The organism is Pseudoalteromonas sp. KJ63-1, assembly GCF_055808145.1.
This window is the reverse complement of sequence record NZ_CM147855.1, coordinates 1,700,267-1,719,581: the sequence shown is the minus strand read 5'-3', so window position 1 is coordinate 1,719,581 and position 19,315 is coordinate 1,700,267. Positions and strand designations below refer to the sequence as shown.

Annotated in this window: 17 protein-coding genes; 11 read left to right on the top strand and 6 right to left on the bottom strand. The window is 40.1% G+C overall.

What is annotated here, in order from left to right:
- Positions 1–2: 2 nt before the first annotated feature.
- From AC0L7Q_RS08085 to sucD, 5 genes are all read left to right on the top strand, one after another.
- Positions 3–719 carry a succinate dehydrogenase iron-sulfur subunit gene (locus tag AC0L7Q_RS08085; RefSeq protein ID WP_010390121.1) on the top strand — a complete coding sequence of 239 codons (717 nt, stop codon included), beginning with the start codon at positions 3–5 and terminating at the stop codon, positions 717–719.
- 86 nt (positions 720–805) lie between these two features.
- Positions 806–3,625: a 2-oxoglutarate dehydrogenase E1 component gene (gene sucA / locus AC0L7Q_RS08080; RefSeq protein WP_413402141.1), complete on the top strand. Its 2,820-nt coding sequence runs from the start codon at positions 806–808 to the stop codon at positions 3,623–3,625.
- 3 nt (positions 3,626–3,628) lie between these two features.
- Positions 3,629–5,152 carry a 2-oxoglutarate dehydrogenase complex dihydrolipoyllysine-residue succinyltransferase gene (odhB, locus tag AC0L7Q_RS08075; protein WP_413402139.1) on the top strand — a complete coding sequence of 508 codons (1,524 nt, stop codon included), beginning with the start codon at positions 3,629–3,631 and terminating at the stop codon, positions 5,150–5,152.
- Positions 5,153–5,327: 175 nt separating this feature from the next.
- Positions 5,328–6,494 carry an ADP-forming succinate--CoA ligase subunit beta gene (gene sucC, locus AC0L7Q_RS08070; protein ID WP_008464053.1) on the top strand — a complete coding sequence of 389 codons (1,167 nt, stop codon included), beginning with the start codon at positions 5,328–5,330 and terminating at the stop codon, positions 6,492–6,494.
- Positions 6,494–7,366, top strand: coding sequence for a succinate--CoA ligase subunit alpha (sucD, locus tag AC0L7Q_RS08065; protein ID WP_008464054.1), 873 nt, complete (start codon positions 6,494–6,496; stop codon positions 7,364–7,366). The genes sucC and sucD overlap by 1 nt, the downstream gene beginning before the upstream one ends.
- Positions 7,367–7,454: 88 nt before the next feature.
- On the opposite strand, the gene AC0L7Q_RS08060 is transcribed toward sucD, so the two are convergent.
- Positions 7,455–8,525: a DUF3083 family protein gene (locus AC0L7Q_RS08060; protein WP_413402135.1), complete on the bottom strand. Its 1,071-nt coding sequence runs from the start codon at positions 8,523–8,525 to the stop codon at positions 7,455–7,457.
- A gap of 216 nt (positions 8,526–8,741) precedes the next feature.
- Between AC0L7Q_RS08060 and glnS the strand changes: the two genes are divergently transcribed.
- Complete coding sequence (glnS, locus tag AC0L7Q_RS08055) at positions 8,742–10,406, top strand: glutamine--tRNA ligase (protein WP_413402133.1); 1,665 nt, start codon at positions 8,742–8,744, stop codon at positions 10,404–10,406.
- A 65-nt stretch (positions 10,407–10,471) separates the two neighbouring features.
- Here glnS and fur read toward each other — a convergent pair whose 3' ends face one another.
- The 5 genes from fur to AC0L7Q_RS08030 all read right to left on the bottom strand — a co-directional run bounded on the left by fur (position 10,472) and on the right by AC0L7Q_RS08030 (position 13,002).
- Entirely contained in the window at positions 10,472–10,915 is a 444-nt protein-coding gene (fur, locus tag AC0L7Q_RS08050; protein ID WP_010390113.1) for a ferric iron uptake transcriptional regulator, read from the bottom strand.
- Between the two features lie 180 nt (positions 10,916–11,095).
- Positions 11,096–11,623, bottom strand: a complete 528-nt coding sequence (gene fldA, locus AC0L7Q_RS08045; protein WP_008113772.1) for a flavodoxin FldA — start codon at positions 11,621–11,623, stop codon at positions 11,096–11,098.
- 13 nt (positions 11,624–11,636) lie between these two features.
- Positions 11,637–11,915 carry a LexA regulated protein gene (gene ybfE, locus AC0L7Q_RS08040; RefSeq protein ID WP_008113775.1) on the bottom strand — a complete coding sequence of 93 codons (279 nt, stop codon included), beginning with the start codon at positions 11,913–11,915 and terminating at the stop codon, positions 11,637–11,639.
- A 2-nt stretch (positions 11,916–11,917) separates the two neighbouring features.
- Positions 11,918–12,139 carry a DUF2788 domain-containing protein gene (locus AC0L7Q_RS08035; protein WP_008113777.1) on the bottom strand — a complete coding sequence of 74 codons (222 nt, stop codon included), beginning with the start codon at positions 12,137–12,139 and terminating at the stop codon, positions 11,918–11,920.
- A gap of 95 nt (positions 12,140–12,234) precedes the next feature.
- Positions 12,235–13,002 carry an alpha/beta fold hydrolase gene (locus AC0L7Q_RS08030; RefSeq protein WP_413402130.1) on the bottom strand — a complete coding sequence of 256 codons (768 nt, stop codon included), beginning with the start codon at positions 13,000–13,002 and terminating at the stop codon, positions 12,235–12,237.
- A 485-nt stretch (positions 13,003–13,487) separates the two neighbouring features.
- Here AC0L7Q_RS08030 and seqA point away from each other — a divergent pair, with 485 nt between their 5' ends.
- From seqA to AC0L7Q_RS08005, 5 genes are all read left to right on the top strand, one after another.
- Complete coding sequence (seqA, locus tag AC0L7Q_RS08025) at positions 13,488–14,072, top strand: replication initiation negative regulator SeqA (RefSeq protein ID WP_413402128.1); 585 nt, start codon at positions 13,488–13,490, stop codon at positions 14,070–14,072.
- A 9-nt stretch (positions 14,073–14,081) separates the two neighbouring features.
- Complete coding sequence (gene pgm, locus AC0L7Q_RS08020) at positions 14,082–15,719, top strand: phosphoglucomutase (alpha-D-glucose-1,6-bisphosphate-dependent) (RefSeq protein ID WP_413402126.1); 1,638 nt, start codon at positions 14,082–14,084, stop codon at positions 15,717–15,719.
- An 82-nt stretch (positions 15,720–15,801) separates the two neighbouring features.
- Positions 15,802–16,854 (top strand): succinylglutamate desuccinylase, encoded by a 1,053-nt coding sequence (gene astE, locus AC0L7Q_RS08015; RefSeq protein ID WP_413402124.1) that lies wholly within the window; start codon positions 15,802–15,804, stop codon positions 16,852–16,854.
- Between the two features lie 265 nt (positions 16,855–17,119).
- On the top strand, positions 17,120–18,334 hold the full coding sequence (locus AC0L7Q_RS08010; protein ID WP_413402122.1) for a thiamine pyrophosphate-dependent dehydrogenase E1 component subunit alpha: 1,215 nt from the start codon (positions 17,120–17,122) through the stop codon (positions 18,332–18,334).
- The gene (locus AC0L7Q_RS08005) at positions 18,334–19,311 is read left to right on the top strand and encodes an alpha-ketoacid dehydrogenase subunit beta (protein ID WP_413402119.1); all 978 of its coding nucleotides are present in this window, start codon (positions 18,334–18,336) and stop codon (positions 19,309–19,311) included. The genes AC0L7Q_RS08010 and AC0L7Q_RS08005 overlap by 1 nt, the downstream gene beginning before the upstream one ends.
- Positions 19,312–19,315 lie beyond the last annotated feature (4 nt).

Sequence of the window (19,315 nt, the reverse complement as noted above, 5' to 3'; positions counted from 1 at the left end):
CGATGGCACAAGTACAATTTTCAGTTTATCGTTACAATCCGGATGTTGACAACGCACCTCGTATGCAAGAATACACTTTGCAAACTGAGGAAGGCCAAGACATGATGGTATTGGATGCACTTTTATTATTAAAAGAGCAAGATCCTACATTATCATTCCGTCGTTCATGCCGTGAAGGCGTGTGTGGTTCAGACGGTGTAAACATGAATGGTAAGAACGGCTTAGCATGTATTACTCCTTTATCTACGCTACAAAAAAATGGCAAAGGTAAAATCGTAGTACGTCCATTACCGGGACTTCCTGTTGTTCGTGACCTTGTTATTGACATGAGTCAGTTCTACACTCAATACGAAAAAGTAAAACCGTATCTAATAAATGACGAGCCTGCTGCAGGCGAACGCCTTCAATCTATCGAAGAACGTGATAAATTAGATGGGCTTTATGAGTGTATTTTATGTGCATGTTGTTCTACATCGTGTCCTTCTTTCTGGTGGAATCCAGATAAGTTTATAGGTCCAGCAGGCCTTCTTCATGCTTACCGTTTCTTAGCTGATAGCCGAGACACTGCAACAGAAGAGCGTTTAGCTGACTTAGACGATGCATTCAGTGTGTTCCGTTGCCACAGTATCATGAACTGTGTTAGCGTTTGTCCTAAGGGTTTAAACCCGACTAAAGCAATTGGGCAAATAAAATCTATGTTATTAAACCGCTCGGTTTAATTTCAAGTAGACGAAAGATGGCTAATATTTTATTAGCCATCTTGTTATATAACTATTAATTTCTGCGCTAAAAAAAGGGCTTATAAATGCACGAAGGTGTGATGAAGGCATGGCTAGAATCTTCACATTTAAACGGCGGTAACGTTGCTTATGTTGAAGAGCTTTATGAAGCGTATTTAGACGATGCGACTTCGGTGCCAGAAGAATGGCGAGAAGTGTTCGAACAATTACCAAAAGTAGATGGTGTGGATGTTGAAATAAAACATTCAGAAGTTCGTTCACAATTTGCGGCGCTTGCTAAAAACAAGCATAGAGAAGTAGTGGTAGCAGAGGGCAGTGGCGGCGACCTTAAACAGGTTAAAGTTCTGCAACTTATTAATGCTTTCCGTTTTCGTGGACACCAAAATGCAAACCTAGATCCACTAGGTATTTGGCAACGCGAACGTGTACGAGATTTAGAGCTAGAGTACCACGACTTATCAAATGCTGACTTTGACCGCGAATTTAACGTAGGATCGTTTGCCGTAGGCCGCGATACTATGCCTTTAGGTGAGTTATACCAAGCACTAAAAACTACATATTGTGGTTCTATTGGCGCAGAGTATATGCACATCACATCAACAGAAGAAAAACGTTGGTTACAACAGCGTTTAGAGTCTGTTCAGTCTAGGCCAAAATTCGATAAAAATGAAAAGCTTCGTATCCTTAAAGGATTGACAGCGGCTGATGGTCTTGAAAAATATTTAGGGGCTAAGTTCCCGGGTGCTAAGCGTTTCTCACTAGAAGGTGGCGATGCGTTAGTGCCTATGCTTAAAGAGCTTATACACCGCGCGGGTGAAAGTGGCCAAAAAGAAGCCGTAATCGGCATGGCTCACCGCGGACGCTTGAACGTACTTGTGAATGTGCTTGGTAAAAATCCATCAGAATTATTTGATGAATTTGCTGGTAAACACAAAGATACTTTAAGCTCAGGTGATGTTAAATACCATATGGGTTACTCTTCAGATTTCGCGACCAAAGGTGGTAATGTGCATATGGCACTTGCGTTTAACCCATCGCACTTAGAAATCGTAAATCCTGTGGTTATGGGGTCTGTGCGCGCACGTCTTGATCGTCTAAACGACAAAACGGGCAGCAAAGCACTTCCTATTACTATTCACGGCGACTCTGCAATCGCAGGTCAGGGTGTTGTACAAGAAACGTTTAACTTATCACAAACTAATGCGTTTAGTTGTGGTGGTAGCATTCGTATTGTTGTTAATAACCAAGTTGGTTTTACAACAAGCAAGCAAGACGATGTACGCTCTACTGATTACTGTACTGATATTGCAAAAATGGTTCAATCACCAATCTTCCACGTAAACTCTGATGATCCTGAAGCGGTTGCGTTTGTTACGCAATTAGCGCTTGATTTCAGAAACCAGTTTAAGCGTGACGTTGTGATTGACCTCGTTTGTTATCGTCGCCATGGTCATAACGAAGCTGATGAGCCAAATGCTACGCAGCCTGTTATGTATCAAAAAATTAAAAAACACCCAGTTCCGCGCTTAATTTATGCAGATCAATTAATCTCAGAAGGTTCTTTCACAGAAAACGAAGTGAAAGCACTTGCTGATGATTATCGTAATGGCTTAGATGATGGCAACTGTGTAGTTGAAGAAATTCAACCAGAAACATCACACTCTTCTGATTGGGCTAAATATGTAGGTCATGATTGGAATGTTGACTACGACGCGAGCGTTTCTGTAGAGAAACTTAAAGAGCTTGGTAACATTGTCGCAAGCTACCCTGAAGATCACAAAGCGCAATCTCGTGTTAAGAAAATATACGATGATCGTAAAGCTATGGCAGCCGGTGAAAAAGCACTTGATTGGGGTATGGCAGAGACTTTAGCGTATGCAACTATTGCAGCTGAAGGCACTGATATTCGCCTAACAGGTCAAGACTCTGGTCGTGGTACCTTCTTCCATCGCCATGCCGTTGTTCACGGTCAACAAGACGGTGCAACATACTTACCACTGCAAAACATTAGTGAAGAACAAGGTACGTTTGAAGTATTTGATTCGGTGCTATCTGAAGAAGCGGTATTAGCGTTTGAATATGGATATGCAACAGCAGAGCCGACTTCACTTGTTTTATGGGAAGCGCAATTTGGTGATTTCGCCAATGGTGCACAAGTTGTTTTTGACCAATTCTTAAGTTCAGGTGAGCAAAAGTGGGGTCGTTTATGTGGCCTGACATGTTTGCTACCACATGGTTATGAAGGCCAAGGTCCTGAGCATAGCTCTGCACGTCTTGAGCGCTTTTTACAGCTGTGTGCTGATCACAATATGCAAGTGTGTGTACCATCAACACCGGCACAAGTTTATGCAATGCTTCGTCGTCAATCGGTAAGACCTCTTCGTCGCCCACTGATTGTTATGACACCAAAATCATTGCTACGTCACCCATTAGCTACATCATCACTTGAAGAGCTTTCTGAGGGTGTATTCCACAATATGATCGATGAAATTGATGATATTGATGCGAAGAAAGTAGAACGTGTTGTATTTTGTAGCGGTAAAGTTTACTACGAATTATTGCAAGAACGTCGTAAACTTGAGCAAGACAACATTGCTATTGTTCGTGTTGAACAGCTATACCCGTTCCCACATGACGAAATGAAGACGATTATTGAACGTTATCAGCATGTTAAAGATTTTGTATGGTGTCAGGAAGAGCCACAAAACCAAGGCGCTTGGTATTGTTCTCAACATCACTTTATTGATGCAATTCCACAAGATGCAAAATTAAAATATGCTGGTCGTAAAGCTTCAGCATCACCTGCATGTGGTTATATGTCAGTACATACTAAAGAACAACAAGCGCTCGTTGCCGACGCGCTTACTATAGAAAAGAAAGGATAAGCAATGAGCACAGAAATTAAAGTTCCTGTTCTTCCTGAGTCGGTTGCAGATGCTTCCGTTGCTACATGGCATGTAAGTGTTGGCGACAAAGTAAGCCGTGACCAAAACTTAGTAGATATTGAAACAGACAAAGTGGTTTTAGAAGTGGTTGCACAAAACGATGGTGTAATCACTGAAATTTCACAAGAAGAGGGTGCTACGGTACTTGGCGACCAAGTGATCGGTTTAATTGGCGATGCAGATGAAGCACCGGCAACTAAAGAGTCAAAAGAAGATGACTCAGCATCAGATAAATCAGAAGACGCGCCTGCGGCGCAATCAGCACCAGCATCAGAAGGTAAAGAAGTGGATATTAAAGTACCTGTACTTCCAGAATCAGTTGCAGATGCAACAATTGCTACTTGGCATGTTCAACCAGGTGACGCGGTAACACGCGACCAAAACTTGGTAGATATCGAAACAGATAAAGTTGTACTTGAAGTTGTTGCCCAAGAAGACGGCGTTATGGGCGAAATAATCCATGACGAAGGCGATACTGTTCTTGGTGAGCAAGTAATTGGTAAGGTAAAAGCAGGTGCTGCACCAGCTAAATCTGATGCTAAAGCGGATGCACCAGCAGCCAAAGAAGAAAGCTCAAGTGATAGTTCTGATGTGTTAACGCCGTCAGTTCGTCGTTTAATTGCTGAAAAAGGCCTTGATGCATCAAAAATCAAAGGTTCAGGTAAAAATGGCCGTGTGACCAAAGAAGATGTTGACCAATTCTTGAAAGCACCTGCTCCATCAGCAAAAGCAAAACCAGAAGCTGCACCAGCAGCACCAATGGGTGACCGTACTCAAAAACGTGTGCCTATGACACGTTTACGTAAAACGATTGCTAATCGCCTTCTTGAAGCGAAAAACTCAACTGCAATGTTAACCACGTTTAACGAAGTTAATATGAAGCCAATAATGGATCTTCGTAAGCAGTACCAAGAAGTATTTGAAAAGCGTCACGGTATTCGTTTAGGTTTCATGTCTTTCTATGTGAAAGCGGTAACTGAAGCGTTAAAGCGTTTCCCAGATGTAAACGCATCAATTGATGGCGATGATATTGTTTATCACAACTATTTCGACATCAGTATTGCTGTTTCTACGCCACGTGGCTTGGTAACGCCAGTACTTAAAGATTGTGACAAATTATCAGTTGCAGAAATCGAAAAAGGTATTCGTGAGCTAGCTCTTAAAGGTCGTGATGGCAAGCTAACACTTGACGATATGACTGGCGGTAATTTCACTATTACTAACGGTGGTGTATTCGGCTCATTACTATCAACACCAATCATTAACTTACCGCAGTCTTCAATCTTAGGTATGCACAAAATCCAAGATCGTCCAATGGCTGTTAATGGTAAAGTTGAAATCTTACCTATGATGTATTTAGCGTTATCTTACGATCATCGCCAAATCGATGGTAAAGAATCAGTTGGTTTCTTAGTAACAATTAAAGAGTTACTTGAAGATCCAACACGTTTACTGCTAGATGTTTAATTAAGTAGTATGAAATATAAGCTGTGAGTTAAAATCACAGCTTTTTTTTGCGCCTAAGGTCATACTGGGGTTTTCATGTAGCGCCATGAGATCTATACTAGGCACGCAATTTGGGATAGTTGTTTATTTGCATAAATATTCAGCTCTTTTAATATAAAAAATTGGATAAAGCATCATGAATTTGCATGAGTATCAGGCAAAACAACTTTTTGCCGAATATGGTTTACCAGTTTCTCAAGGTTTCGCTTGCGATACACCTGAAGAAGCTGCAGCAGCTGCTGAAAAAATTGGCGGCGATATGTGGGTTGTTAAAACTCAGGTTCACGCAGGTGGACGTGGTAAAGCTGGCGGTGTAAAGCTAGTTAAAACTATCGACGAAGTTAAAGCGTTTGCAGCTAACTGGTTAGGTAAAAACCTAGTTACTTACCAAACAGACGAGAAAGGCCAGCCAGTTGCTAAAATTTTAGTAGAAAGCTGTACAGATATCGCAAACGAACTGTACCTAGGTGCTGTTGTTGACCGTGCTTCTCGTAAAGTTGTGTTCATGGCGTCTACTGAAGGCGGCGTTGAAATTGAAACTGTTGCTGAAGAAACACCAGAACTTATCCACAAAGCTGAGATTGATCCTTTAGTAGGTCCTCAAGCTTACCAAGCTCGTGAGCTTGGTTTTAAATTGGGTCTTAACCCAACACAAATGAAACAGTTCGTTAAGATCTTTATGGGTCTTGGCAACATGTTTAACGATTTCGATTTCGCATTACTTGAAATCAACCCACTAGTAATCACAGATGAAGGTAACCTTCACTGTCTAGATGGTAAAATTGGTATCGATGGTAATGCACTTTACCGTCAACCTAAAATCCGTGAAATGCACGATCCATCTCAAGAAGATGCACGTGAAGCTCACGCAGCAAGCTTCGAGCTTAACTACGTAGCCCTAGATGGTAACGTAGGTTGTATGGTTAACGGTGCAGGCCTAGCAATGGGTACTATGGACATCGTAAACCTACACGGTGGCAAGCCAGCTAACTTCCTAGATGTTGGTGGCGGCGCGACTAAAGAACGTGTTTCTGAAGCATTCAAAATCATCCTTTCAGATGACAACGTTAAAGCTGTTTTAGTTAACATCTTCGGCGGAATCGTTCGTTGTGACATGATTGCTGAAGGCATCATTGGCGCAGTTAAAGAAGTAGGTGTAACAGTTCCAGTAGTTGTACGTTTAGAAGGTACTAATGCTGAATTAGGCCGTGAAGTACTTGCTAAGTCTGATCTTAACATCATCGCTGCTGAATCATTAACAGACGCGGCTGAAAAAGTTGTTGCTGCTGCGGAGGGCAAATAATGTCTGTATTAATCAATAAAGATACAAAAGTTATCTGTCAAGGTTTCACTGGTGGTCAAGGTACTTTCCACTCAGAGCAAGCGCTTGAGTACGGTACACAAATGGTTGGTGGTGTAAGCCCAGGTAAAGGCGGTCAAACGCACCTTGGTCTTCCAGTATTTAACACAGTACGTGACGCAGTAGAAGCAACAGGTGCAACTGCATCTGTGATTTACGTACCAGCACCTTTCTGTAAAGATGCAATCTTAGAAGCTATCGATGCAGGTATCGAGCTGATTGTTTGTATCACTGAAGGTATTCCTACACTTGATATGGTTGACGTTAAAGTTAAACTAGATCAAACAGGTACTCGTATGATTGGTCCAAACTGTCCAGGTGTTATCACTCCTGGTGAGACTAAGATTGGTATCATGCCTGGTCACATCCACAAGCCTGGTAAAGTAGGTATTGTTTCTCGCTCTGGTACGTTAACGTACGAAGCAGTTAAGCAAACTACAGATGCTGGTTTTGGTCAGTCTTCTTGTGTTGGTATTGGTGGTGATCCAATTCCAGGTACTAACTTTATCGACGTTCTAGAATTGTTCGAAAAAGATCCACAAACTGAAGCAATCGTAATGATTGGTGAAATTGGTGGTACTGCAGAAGAAGAAGCTGCAGAGTACATCAAAGCTAACGTTACTAAACCTGTTGTTTCTTACATTGCTGGTGTTACTGCACCAGAAGGTAAGCGTATGGGTCACGCTGGCGCAATCATCGCTGGTGGTAAAGGTACTGCTGATGAGAAATTTGCTGCATTAGAAGCTGCGGGCGTAAAAACTGTACGTTCACTTGCTGAAATCGGTAAAGCACTTAAAGAAAAAACAGGCTGGTAATTAGCGTTTATTCTTTAAAAAGGCTCGCAATTGCGAGCCTTTTTGTTATCTAGAGTTCAGGTAACTAATTAACAACAGTTCAGCTTAATTAATATGGGTAACTTATATGCTGAAAAAAGCGTACTGATAAGTCTTGGCGTTGCTTATTAATTGCTAACTCATCGCATAATCCATGAATCGTTTTTTCTACTTGGTTCATAAAGCGACCATAGCCAATTTCATGTTTATTATGCTCAGCTGCCACAATGACAAAATGCAGTGTTTCGACTAATTTATCGGCTTCAAAAAATACTTTTATTTGTGGTGCTGAATCTTCTATATCAAAACTAATTTTTTGTAGCTCTTCATTTCCTTCATTTCTATCAACTTGGCTGTTGCGAATTATTGGCATTGCGCCATTGGCAACCATTGCAGCATGGGTGAGTTTATTGTCTTCACATAATTGGGTAAATAGTTTTGAAAAGTGTGAGTAGAACGGTTGATAAGTTTGGCTGTTAACCTCGCTCTGAAACTGCGTTTTAATATTACGTGTTACCGGTACCGAAAAAGTGACATAGGTCATCTCTGCGTGTGTGCTTGGTATCTCGCATTGTCTTGATTGATAACGAGGATATAAACTTCTTAATTTATAACCGTAACTTTCTTTATTACCTTTTTCTTTAGCGAATAAGTCATAGGTTAAATGCTGATGATCACGCAATTTAAAGCTTGGTTGGTCTACAAATAATTGCTGTTGTAAAAGATCCAATACTTTTTGTACATTATTATGAAATTGTGCAGAGTGAGCGCGAATATCATCCCCAGTGGCTAAAAACAGTAAGCGAATCTTTTTGCTTTGCTGATCTTCGGTGTAATGAAGTTTATGTGCTTCATGGTAACGAGGGTTATAGAAAAACAACATTTGCTTATCGGTTTCAAGTTGATAAGACTCATCATGAAATCGCACGACCGGCAGTTTATCATTGGCGAGTAAATGCACATTGTGAAGTTCATATTCATCACAAGCGGCAAATAGTTGGCGAGCAATACGCTGATAACACGAATTTATATTACTAAAGCTCTTATAAAACTCATCGTTTGGCGTGATTTCAGCTAATAAATAATGGTTTGCTCTAGCATTGCTTGGGATATAAACACGGTGTTGATTTAATGAAGCCATCTTTCGTTCCTGTAAGTTGGGTTTATTTTTATACTATAGAATGCTTTGATGACTTAAATATTGCGCTAAAACAAATTTTGTTCATAAACTATCCCTTATTAAACAAACTTTGTTAATTACCAGCATAAACCCGTATCTATTACTGTATGTTACGCTTGGTTTTTGTAATAATGCATTAGTTTTGTTATCACGCAATATACAGAGGTTTATACTCCTATGGCGGAAATCGAGAATCGCCCAAGTAACTTTATTAGAACCCGAATTGATGAAGATTTAGCAAGTGGGAAACATGCCACAACGCATACCCGTTTTCCACCAGAACCAAATGGCTTTTTACATATTGGCCATGCAAAATCAATTTGCCTAAATTTTGGTATCGCCAAAGACTATAACGGTTTATGTAACCTTCGTTTTGACGATACAAACCCAGAAAAAGAAGATATTAACTACGTTAATTCAATTAAAGAAGACGTACAGTGGTTAGGGTTTAATTGGGATGGTGAGATTAAATATTCGTCAAACTATTTTGATGTGCTTTACGGCTATGCAGTAGAGCTAATTGAAAAAGGTTTAGCGTATGTGTGTTTTTTAACTGCCGATCAAGCTCGTGAATACCGTGGCACATTAAAAGAGCCAGGTAAAAATAGTCCTTATCGCGATACCTCGGTTGAAGAAAACCTCGCATTATTTGAAAAAATGCGCAACGGTGAATTCAAAGAAGGCGAGTGTGTATTGCGCGCAAAAATTGATATGGCCAGCTCATTCATGGTGTTGCGCGATCCAATTATTTACCGCGTTCGTTTTGCTCATCACCACCAAACAGCGGATAAGTGGTGCATTTACCCAATGTACGACTTCACGCATTGTATTTCGGATGCCCTTGAAGGCATAACACATTCATTATGTACATTAGAGTTCCAAGACAACCGTCGTCTCTACGACTGGGTACTTGATAACATCAGCCTTGAATGTCACCCTCAGCAAATTGAGTTTTCACGCTTAAACCTTGAATACACTATTATGTCAAAGCGAAAGCTTAATGACTTAGTGGTAAATAATAAGGTAGAAGGGTGGGATGACCCACGTATGCCAACGATTGCAGGTCTTCGTCGTCGTGGTTATACACCGGCTTCAATTCGTGAGTTTTGTTTACGTATTGGTATTACTAAACAAGAAAATATGGTTGAAATGGGTATGCTTGAAGCGTGTATCCGTGATGACTTAAACGAAAATGCACCGCGTGCGATGGCTGTACTTGATCCGGTTAAAATCGTGATTGAGAATTATCAAGCCGACACCGTTGAAACATTGTCTGTTGCTAATCACCCAAATAAAGAAGAAATGGGTCGCCGTGATGTGCCTTTTACCCGTGAAATTTTTATTGAACGTGAAGATTTCCGCGAAGAAGCAAACAATAAATTTAAACGTTTAGTACTTGATAAAGAAGTACGCTTACGTGGCGCTTATGTAATTAAAGCAGATCGTGTTGAAAAAGATGATAACGGTGAAATTACCACTATTTACTGTACTTACGATCCCGAAACATTGGGTAAAAACCCAAGCGATGGGCGTAAGGTAAAAGGGGTGATTCATTGGGTGTCAGCACCTGAGTCAGTGACGGCGGAAGTACGTTTATATGACCGTTTATTCAGTGTTCCCAATCCTGCAGCAGCAGAAGATTTTGAAAGCACATTAAACCCAGAGTCGTTAGTTGTTATTACTAATGCAAAACTAGAACCTTCACTGGCAAATTCACAGCCTGCGCAAGGTTTCCAGTTTGAGCGTACTGGTTACTTCTCTCGTGATAGTAAATCTGAGAATGTGGTATTTAACCAAACTGTGGGTCTGCGCGACTCATGGGCTAAAATAGATCAGAAGTAATTCTGTTCTATTTTAGACACAAAAAAACCTGCTTTTAGCAGGTTTTTTTATGCAATTAATAAAAATTAACTGTTGTTTTGTGCAAACGCCTTACATGCGTCTTTATCTTCACACTCACCGTATAGGTAAAGAGAGTGGTTAGTTAGCTTAATACCGTTTTCTTCAGCAATCTCGAGTTGACGACGTTCAATTAAGTCATCCTCAAACTCAACAACCTTGCCACATTTTAAACACACTAAGTGGTCATGGTGAGTACTGCCAGAAAGTTCAAATACAGACTTGCCGCCTTCAAAATGATGACGGCTAACAATACCCGCATCATCAAATTGATTTAAAACACGGTAAACAGTCGCAAGACCAATTTCTTCGCCTAGATCTAATAAAACCTTGTAAACATCTTCAGCGCTTATGTGTTGGTTATCTGGAGATTGAAGAATCTCTAAAATTTTAATACGCGGTAAAGTTACCTTTAGCCCGGCTTTTTTAAGTTCCAAGTTATGATCAGTCATTAAATCTGTCTCAATTTTATTTAGTTATACTAGACATCTTGCAAGATGTACTCGTCACAATAACAGTTAGGATAACGTGCCTTAGCAGGAAGTGCAAAGAACAATTGATCTATATCAATATTAACGCGGAAAATGCTAACTGTTTGATAATATTTTAAACAGTTAGCATAAAAAGGGAGATTAATCTGCTAACTCACTTAAGCACATTTCATCATATACTTGAGCACACCATTGTTTAACGCGTTGCTCTGTTAGTTCCGGCTGACGGTCTTCATCAATACCTAAGCCTACAAAATGTTTGTCATCCGCCATGCCTTTTGATGCTTCAAAATCATAGCTGTCTGTTGGCCAATGTCCAACAACAATAGCGCCACGTTCTGTTACGATATCGTTGATCATGCCCATTGCATCTAAGAAGTATTCTGCATAGTCTTCTTGGTCGCCACAGCCAAAAATAGCTACTAGCTTACCTTCAAAGCTTACTTCTTCAAGCTCAGGAAAAAAGTCATCCCAATCACACTGCGCTTCGCCATAATACCAAGTTGGAATACCGAATAAGATCAGATCAAATTCGGCAATCTCTTCTTTAGAGCTTTTTGCAATGTCATGCACAGCAACGAGCTTTTTACCCAATTCTTTTTGGATCATTTTTGCTACGTGTTCTGTGTTACCTGTGTCACTTCCGAAAAAAATGCCTACACTTGCCATGGATTTAAACCTTTTATCTATCAATAGCCAATCTTTCTTGTAAAATTGTTTCGATCAACGCACTACGGCTAATATTTTGTGCATCTGCCATATCACTCAAAGCCTGATACAGCTGTGACGAAACTTTAAATTCAACACGCTTTAAGCCACGTGCTTTATCTCTTTTTATTTGATTACGTTTATTGACCTTTAACTGCATATCCCGAGGAAGGGGATTGGTTTTTGGTCTACCTGGACGTTTCTCGTATTCAAATAAATCAAGCGTTGTTCTATCTGTTTCTGACTTGGCCATGCTTAACCTACACCCGCACCTTGCCAAAATACCTGAATAAGTCCTTTGGCAATAAAGCCAGAGCAACCTAAAAAGAGTACCAGCCACACAATATAACGACCAAATTTAGGCACATTGCCGCTTTTCAGTACGTCTTTAATTGCCAAGCCGATAAAAATAAAAATACCTGCTAAGCCAAAATACAACCCTAAGGTATCAAATTCGTTAATAAACTGACTGACCATCGACGTATAACCTTTAAATTAAACGGCGCGTACTATAGCACATAAATCTTTAATTATTTAGTGTGATAAATCAAAAACACGCCACAAAAATAACTTTAAATTGCCATTAAAAAATCATTGATTGCTTTGTTTACAGCCAGTGGTTTTTGGGCGTGCAACCAATGACCCGCACCATGAATGATTTTTGCACTTACATTTTTAAACAGCGCATTAATTGCTTCACGATGCTCAGCTAATATGTAGTCAGAGTCATTACCTTTAATAAACAGAGTTTCGCATAAACAAGAATTATTTGCATTAATGTTGTCGGTAATTGTTGAATATTTATTATCAAGTACTGATAAATTGAATCTCCAAACAAATTTCCCTGCATCATTTTTATATAAACTCTTTAATAAAAATTGACGTACACCTAGCTCTTGTATATACGGTTGCATTATTAAATCAGCTTGCTTTCTATCACTAATATCGGCATTTTTTACTGAGTTCAATGCTTCAAGAATTTGGGTATGACGAGCCGGGTAGCTTACTGGGGCGATATCAAGTACCACTAATTTGTCAATCAACTCGCTATGGGTCAAAGCAACTTGCATGGCCACTTTACCGCCCATGGAATGCCCTACAAGGTGGGCTTTTTGTATTTTCAATTTCACCATTAATTCCACAATGTCATTGGCCATGGCTAGATAATCCATTTCATCACTGTGTGGAGAAAGGCCGTGGTTACGTAAATCGACATTGGTTACGCAAAAGTGTTCACTTAATGGTTTTGCAATCACATTAAGGTTTTCTAAAGAGCCAAACAGTCCATGGATCAAAACAACATCAGGACCCTGACCAATTTGTTTGTAATTTAATTGCATAAACGTCTCCCATAATTTTGCGCATAGTTTGCCGAGCATTAACTAAAAAAGCAAAAAATACAGACATTAATTAAACACTGGATGCAAACATACTTAGCTCCCTGATTATTTGGTCATTATTAATTATATGTTTAGGGTAGCATGGGTTGTAACTCGCATTTCTAACTGGATTGGGTATATACCCAAACCATCACAAGATACAGAATTCAGCGTTTCAAAGGGGCTTAATATCAAGGCGTTAGTTTGCAAAAATGGTGTTCCCTTTTAAAAATTAACAACGATGAGAGTAAGTTCCTGTGAAACGCCCAGAGGGTTGGTGTAAAAGCGATTTATACTGCGTTATTGGCTTTAGCAATAGAACGACTATTGTTTGCAATCAATGCCTTGCCTAAATCGCTTTTAATTCCAACTGAAACTCGCATCTTCAGGTGATTTGGGTATAATCATATCGAAAGAAAAATGTGGCCCGTAATGACAGGAAGAACATGAAACAAATCGACATAGACGACGAGTTATATCAGTACATTGCTAGCAATACCCAGAGTATTGGTGAAAGTGCATCGACTATTTTACGTCGTTTATTAAATCTCAGCGGCGAAAAAATTCACACCACAAAATCAGACACTGATCATAAAAATGAAACTGTTAGTGTGTCTAATTCATCTGAAGAACAACCAGTCGCAGCCGTTGAACAGCCAGCCTCTGTGGCGAAACCGCCGGTAAATAAAAAGAATGCGAACGTATTTAACATTTTAAATAAAGAAGAGCTGGCAATGCAAAAAGGTGTTGTTGGTCGTTTCTTATTTATATTAAGTGCATTTTACCGAACGCACAAAACTGACTTTTCAGCAGTGCTTGATATAAAAGGCCGCGATCGTGTTTATTTTGCGACCAGTAAAGAAGACTTAGTGAATAGCGGTAGTAGTATGAACCCTAAAAACATCACCGAAAGTGAATATTGGGTGATGACAAATTCAAATACTACACGTAAAAAAATGATGCTGCATGAAGTTGCACTTAGCTTGGGCTATAGCAATGAGCAAGCTGAAAAAATTCGTGATTATCTTTAAGGAAATACCATGGCAATTCATTCCGGCGCAGGGAAAACTGCACCACAATCGGTTTTAGTGAATGTACCAAAGTTAGTGTCTGCGTATTATTTAAATGAGCCTGATCTAGAGCAAAACCCTGAGCATTGTGTTGCCTTTGGCACCTCAGGGCACCGTGGTTGTGCGTATGATGTGAAATTTAATGAATCCCACATATTATCAATTACCCAAGCTATTTGTGATTACAGAAAACAAAACGATATATTTGGCCCATTATTTTTGGGTAAAGACACCCACGCATTAAGCGAAGCCGCCTTTAACTCAGCGATAGAAGTGCTGGTTGCTAACGAAGTGCAAGTGATCACCCAAGAAAATGGTGACTTCACACCAACACCAGTAATTAGCCACGCTATTGTTAGTTACAATAAAAATCACCCAAATGAATTGTCCGATGGCATTGTCGTTACTCCGTCTCATAATCCTCCTGAAGATGGCGGGTTCAAATATAACCCACCTAATGGCGGTCCTGCAGATACAGATGTAACAAAATGGATTGAAGATAGAGCCAATCAGCTTTTACTTGAAGACTTAGTTGAAGTAGAACTGTTTCCATTTGCTAAAGCGTCGCGCTCTGGTTTTATCCGCTATGAAGATTTGATGACACCGTACATTAATGATCTTGAAAACATTGTTAATTTAAAAGCGATTAGTGATGCTGGTATTAGAGTAGGTATCGATCCCTTAGGTGGTTCAGGCATCAATTTTTGGCCAGTGATTGCGAAAAAATACAACCTAGATTTAACCGTTGTAAATGACAGTGTTGATCCGCGTTTTGCATTTATGCCACTTGATAAAGATGGCAAAATTCGTATGGATTGCTCATCACCTTATTCAATGGCGAATTTAATTGCCCTTAAAGATGATTTTGATTTATCGATAGGCAATGACCCTGATTATGACCGTCATGGCATAGTAACACCTGATGGATTAATGAACCCAAATCACTTTTTAGCGGTAGCGATTGATTATTTGCTAACACATCGTGACTGGGATGCCAGTGTTGAAATTGGTAAAACCCTCGTTTCTAGCTCAATGATTGATAAAGTCACTGAGCGCAATAACCGTAAAGTTAAAGAAGTGCCGGTTGGTTTTAAATGGTTTGTTGAGGGGCTAAATAAAGGTAAATTGGCTTTTGGTGGTGAAGAAAGCGCAGGGGCAGCCTTCTTACGTTTTGATGGCACCGTGTGGTGTACAGATAAAGATGGCTTTATTATGGGGCTACTTGCCGCTGAAATTCTTGCAGTTACAGGTAAAACACCGTCTACGTTATATAAAGAACTAGAGCAAGAATTTGGTGCGCCACTTTACAAACGTTTAGATGCGCCAGCAACGCCTGAGCAAAAATCACGATTAAAAGCGCTTAGTGCTGACGATGTTAAAGCCGAAACCTTAGCCGGTGAGCCAATTATACAAAAACTTACTCATGCGCCAGGTAATAATGCGGCAATTGGTGGTTTAAAAGTAGTAACTGAAAGTGGCTGGTTTGCTGCTCGTCCGTCAGGTACTGAAGATATTTATAAAATATATCTAGAATCATTTAAAGGCGAAGAGCACTTAGCCTTATTAGAAAAAGAAGCTAAAAAACTGGTTGATTCAGTAATTAGCTAGTCTGCAATTAAAATTAAAAACGGCTGATTTATTCAGCCGTTTTTGTATCTACAATTTATAAAACAAAAAGGGCTTTATAGTGATGTCAGCCACTTCAGAATATATTAATCAATTAAAACAAGATGGTGATTTTTTAACGCTTTCTCGAAACCATGAATGGCATTTGGATGCAGGCCAATTTACCCTTAGTAATAATACGCAAGTAACCGTGCATGATACCGGTGTAATTGAATTTGAACCTGATTGTATAACGTCAAAGAATGTGGTGCTTTCAAGTGCAATTCATGGCAATGAGACAGCCCCAATAGAAATTTGTGATGAACTGATTAAACACATTATTAGTGGTCAACTTGAATTACAACAACGGGTTTTATTTATATTTGGTAACCCTAAATCAATTAATATTGGCAAACGCTTTGTTGAAGAGAACTTAAATCGTTTATTTAATGGTCACCACACTGTTGATGACATCGCGATGAACGACGAGCGTGTTCGTGCAGCAAAACTTGAACATTACGTTAGCGACTTTTATGCACGCTCAGAGCAGGGCACGTATCGCTGTCATTATGATTTACATACTGCTATTCGTGGCTCTAAAAATGAGAAGTTTGCTGTTTACCCATTTTTACACGGCAAGCCTTGGAAAAAGTCGCAATTGCAGTTTTTATTGAGTTGCGGAGTTAATACGATATTAATGATGAAATCACCGGCTACCACGTTTAGCTACTATTCATCGTTTGTGCATGGGGCTGATTCGTTTACCGTTGAGCTTGGCCAAGTAAAACCCTTTGGTGAAAACGACATGTCACGCTTTGCAAAAACTAAGCAAACATTGACTGCATTAATTAGTCAAATAAAAGTGGAATACCCTAAATTTAATGCAAGTGACTTTGAGTTGTTTTCTGTTCATCGCACAATTAACCGCACAGAGCAAAACTTTAGCTTCCCGTTTTCTGATGATGCTGAGAACTTTACAGGCTTTGCAAAGGGTGAGCTTTTAGCAACTGATGGTGATAATGCAATTTATGCGGACGTAGAAGGGGAAGCGATTATTTTTCCTAACGCACAAGTTGCTATTGGACAACGTGCACTATTAACGGTTGTCCCTATGCAAGTAGATAGCCGTTTTAGCTAACTCAACACATCAGACCACTTGTTATGAAAGTTTAACCAACTGATTAATAAGTGGTTAATTATATGTATAGTTAACTTGCCAGTTTTTTGCTCAATATTTACTTTTGTTTGGTCATAGTTTTGTTGAATAACACTTTACGTTAACGTAAAGTGTTGGCAGCTTTAATTAAATACAGTGCAGATGTTGCAAAGTTTATTCAGCAACAATCACCCATAATAATAATTTAAAGGGGCACTGTAATACCGACAACAAGAGAAGGTAGGTTATGAGTAATCCCAATAACGTATCGCTGAATATTAACCATGAGCTTGAGTTCATCGACGGCCACGCACTTAATATTCCAACCCTCAGTATTTTAACTGAGGACGGCGACATTCATCCTAGTGCTCCTGCACCTGACATTTCTAAACACACCGCTATTAAATTATACGAAACCATGCGTTTTATTCGTTTATTGGATGAACGTATGCAGGGTGCTCAACGCCAAGGCCGTGTTAGCTTTTACATGCAGTGTTTAGGTGAAGAAGCTGCTGTAACAGCCTCTGCGGCAGCCCTTGATCAAGATGACATGATTATGGCGCAATACCGTGAGCAAGCGGCGTTGCATTACCGTGGTTTTACGCTTGACCAATTTATGAATCAGATGTTTTCTAACGAATTAGATCTTGGTAAAGGCCGTCAAATGCCGATCCATTATGGTTCTAAAGCACTTAACTACATGACAATTTCATCGCCATTAGGAACTCAAATTCCACAGGCCACCGGTTATGCATACGGTCAAAAAGTAAAACATATCGATGCTACAACAGGTGAACTAGCAAGCTCTATTGATAACGTCACCATTTGTTATTTTGGTGAAGGTGCCGCTTCAGAAGGTGATTTTCACGCAGGTCTTAACATGGCTGCAGTGCATAAGGCACCGGTTATCTTTTTTGCACGTAACAATGGTTATGCTATTTCTACCCCAGCTGATGAACAATTTAAAGGTGACGGTATTGCATCGCGTGGCGTAGGGTATGGTATTAAAACCATACGTGTTGATGGCAGCGATGCACTCGCTGTTTATGCAGCAACTAAAAAAGCCCGAGAAATTGCAGCAACTCAAGGTGAACCTGTACTGATTGAATCGATAGCCTATCGTTTAGGCGCGCACTCAACATCAGACGACCCCAGTGGCTACCGTTCAAAAGACGAAGAAGCAAACTATAAAGCGTGCCCAATTGAGCGCTTTAGAAAATGGCTAGTGAAACAAAACTGGTTAGATGACGCAGAAGATATAAAAGCCAAAGAAACAATTCGTGATGATATTTTGGCTGCGCTTAAACGCGCTGAAGTAATTGATAAACCAGCCTTAGAAGAGCTGATTTCTGATGTGTATGACACGCCAATTCCATCTTTACAACGCCAATATGATGAGCTTAAAACACATATAAAAGCCCATCCTGATGCCTACCCAACAACAGCAGGGAGAATTAAGTAATGGCTAAAATGAACATGCTACATGCAATTAATTCTGCTTTAGATATCACCATGAATGAACACCCTCAAGCGTGTATTTTTGGTGAAGACGTGGGTTATTTTGGCGGCGTTTTTAGAGCAACATCAGGCTTACAAGAAAAATACGGTAAGCACCGTGTATTCAACACGCCGCTTACAGAGCAAGGTATTTTAGGTTTTGCTAATGGCTTGGCTGCATTTGGTGCCCCCGCGCTTGCTGAGATTCAATTTGCTGATTACATCTTTCCTGCGTTTGACCAAATAGTGAATGAATCTGCTAAGTTTCGTTACCGTAGTGGTAATGAATTCAACGTAGGCAATCTAACAATACGCACACCTTACGGCGGCGGGATTGCTGGTGGTTTGTATCACTCGCAATCGCCAGAAGCGTATTTTGCCCATACGCCAGGGTTAAAAATTGTCGTGCCACGTAACCCTTATCAAGCTAAAGGCTTACTTCGCGCATGCATAAAAGACGACAACCCAGTGCTATTTTTTGAACCAAAACGCTTATATCGTGCATCTACGGGTGAAGTGCCAGAAGAAGATTACAGCATTGAACTAGGCAAAGCTGAGGTAGTTCAAGAGGGCACTGACGTTACTTTATTAGCGTGGGGCGCACAAATGGAAATCGTAGAAGCAGTCGCTAAACAAGCCAGTGAGCAAGGTATTAGCTGTGAGGTGATTGACCTTCGCAGTATTTTACCGTGGGACGTTGAAACCATTGCTAAGTCAGTAACAAAAACGGGCCGTCTTATTGTTAGTCATGAAGCACCTATTACCAATGGTTTTGGCGCTGAAATTGCGGCAACCATCGCTCAAGAGTGTTTCTTACATTTAGAGTCGCCTATTTTACGTGTATGTGGTTTAGATACTCCATATCCGCTGGCGCTTGAAAAAGAATATGTTCCAGATGCATTGAAAGTAATGGCTGCAATTAAACAATCAGTGAACTTTTAGGGGT

Excerpts from the sequence above, each read along its gene's own strand:
- ybfE (WP_008113775.1), bottom strand. The coding sequence starts at position 11,915 with ATGGCCAAGTCAGAAACAGATAGAACAACGCTTGATTTATTTGAATAC.
- fur (WP_010390113.1), bottom strand. The coding sequence starts at position 10,915 with ATGACTGATCATAACTTGGAACTTAAAAAAGCCGGGCTAAAGGTAACT.
- pgm (WP_413402126.1), top strand. The coding sequence starts at position 14,082 with ATGGCAATTCATTCCGGCGCAGGGAAAACTGCACCACAATCGGTTTTA.
- seqA (WP_413402128.1), top strand. The coding sequence starts at position 13,488 with ATGAAACAAATCGACATAGACGACGAGTTATATCAGTACATTGCTAGC.
- AC0L7Q_RS08085 (WP_010390121.1), top strand. The coding sequence starts at position 3 with ATGGCACAAGTACAATTTTCAGTTTATCGTTACAATCCGGATGTTGAC.
- sucC (WP_008464053.1), top strand. The coding sequence starts at position 5,328 with ATGAATTTGCATGAGTATCAGGCAAAACAACTTTTTGCCGAATATGGT.
- AC0L7Q_RS08005 (WP_413402119.1), top strand. The coding sequence starts at position 18,334 with ATGGCTAAAATGAACATGCTACATGCAATTAATTCTGCTTTAGATATC.
- AC0L7Q_RS08060 (WP_413402135.1), bottom strand. The coding sequence starts at position 8,525 with ATGGCTTCATTAAATCAACACCGTGTTTATATCCCAAGCAATGCTAGA.
- AC0L7Q_RS08010 (WP_413402122.1), top strand. The coding sequence starts at position 17,120 with ATGAGTAATCCCAATAACGTATCGCTGAATATTAACCATGAGCTTGAG.
- fldA (WP_008113772.1), bottom strand. The coding sequence starts at position 11,623 with ATGGCAAGTGTAGGCATTTTTTTCGGAAGTGACACAGGTAACACAGAA.
- sucD (WP_008464054.1), top strand. The coding sequence starts at position 6,494 with ATGTCTGTATTAATCAATAAAGATACAAAAGTTATCTGTCAAGGTTTC.
- AC0L7Q_RS08030 (WP_413402130.1), bottom strand. The coding sequence starts at position 13,002 with ATGCAATTAAATTACAAACAAATTGGTCAGGGTCCTGATGTTGTTTTG.
- AC0L7Q_RS08035 (WP_008113777.1), bottom strand. The coding sequence starts at position 12,139 with ATGGTCAGTCAGTTTATTAACGAATTTGATACCTTAGGGTTGTATTTT.
- astE (WP_413402124.1), top strand. The coding sequence starts at position 15,802 with ATGTCAGCCACTTCAGAATATATTAATCAATTAAAACAAGATGGTGAT.
- glnS (WP_413402133.1), top strand. The coding sequence starts at position 8,742 with ATGGCGGAAATCGAGAATCGCCCAAGTAACTTTATTAGAACCCGAATT.
- sucA (WP_413402141.1), top strand. The coding sequence starts at position 806 with ATGCACGAAGGTGTGATGAAGGCATGGCTAGAATCTTCACATTTAAAC.
- odhB (WP_413402139.1), top strand. The coding sequence starts at position 3,629 with ATGAGCACAGAAATTAAAGTTCCTGTTCTTCCTGAGTCGGTTGCAGAT.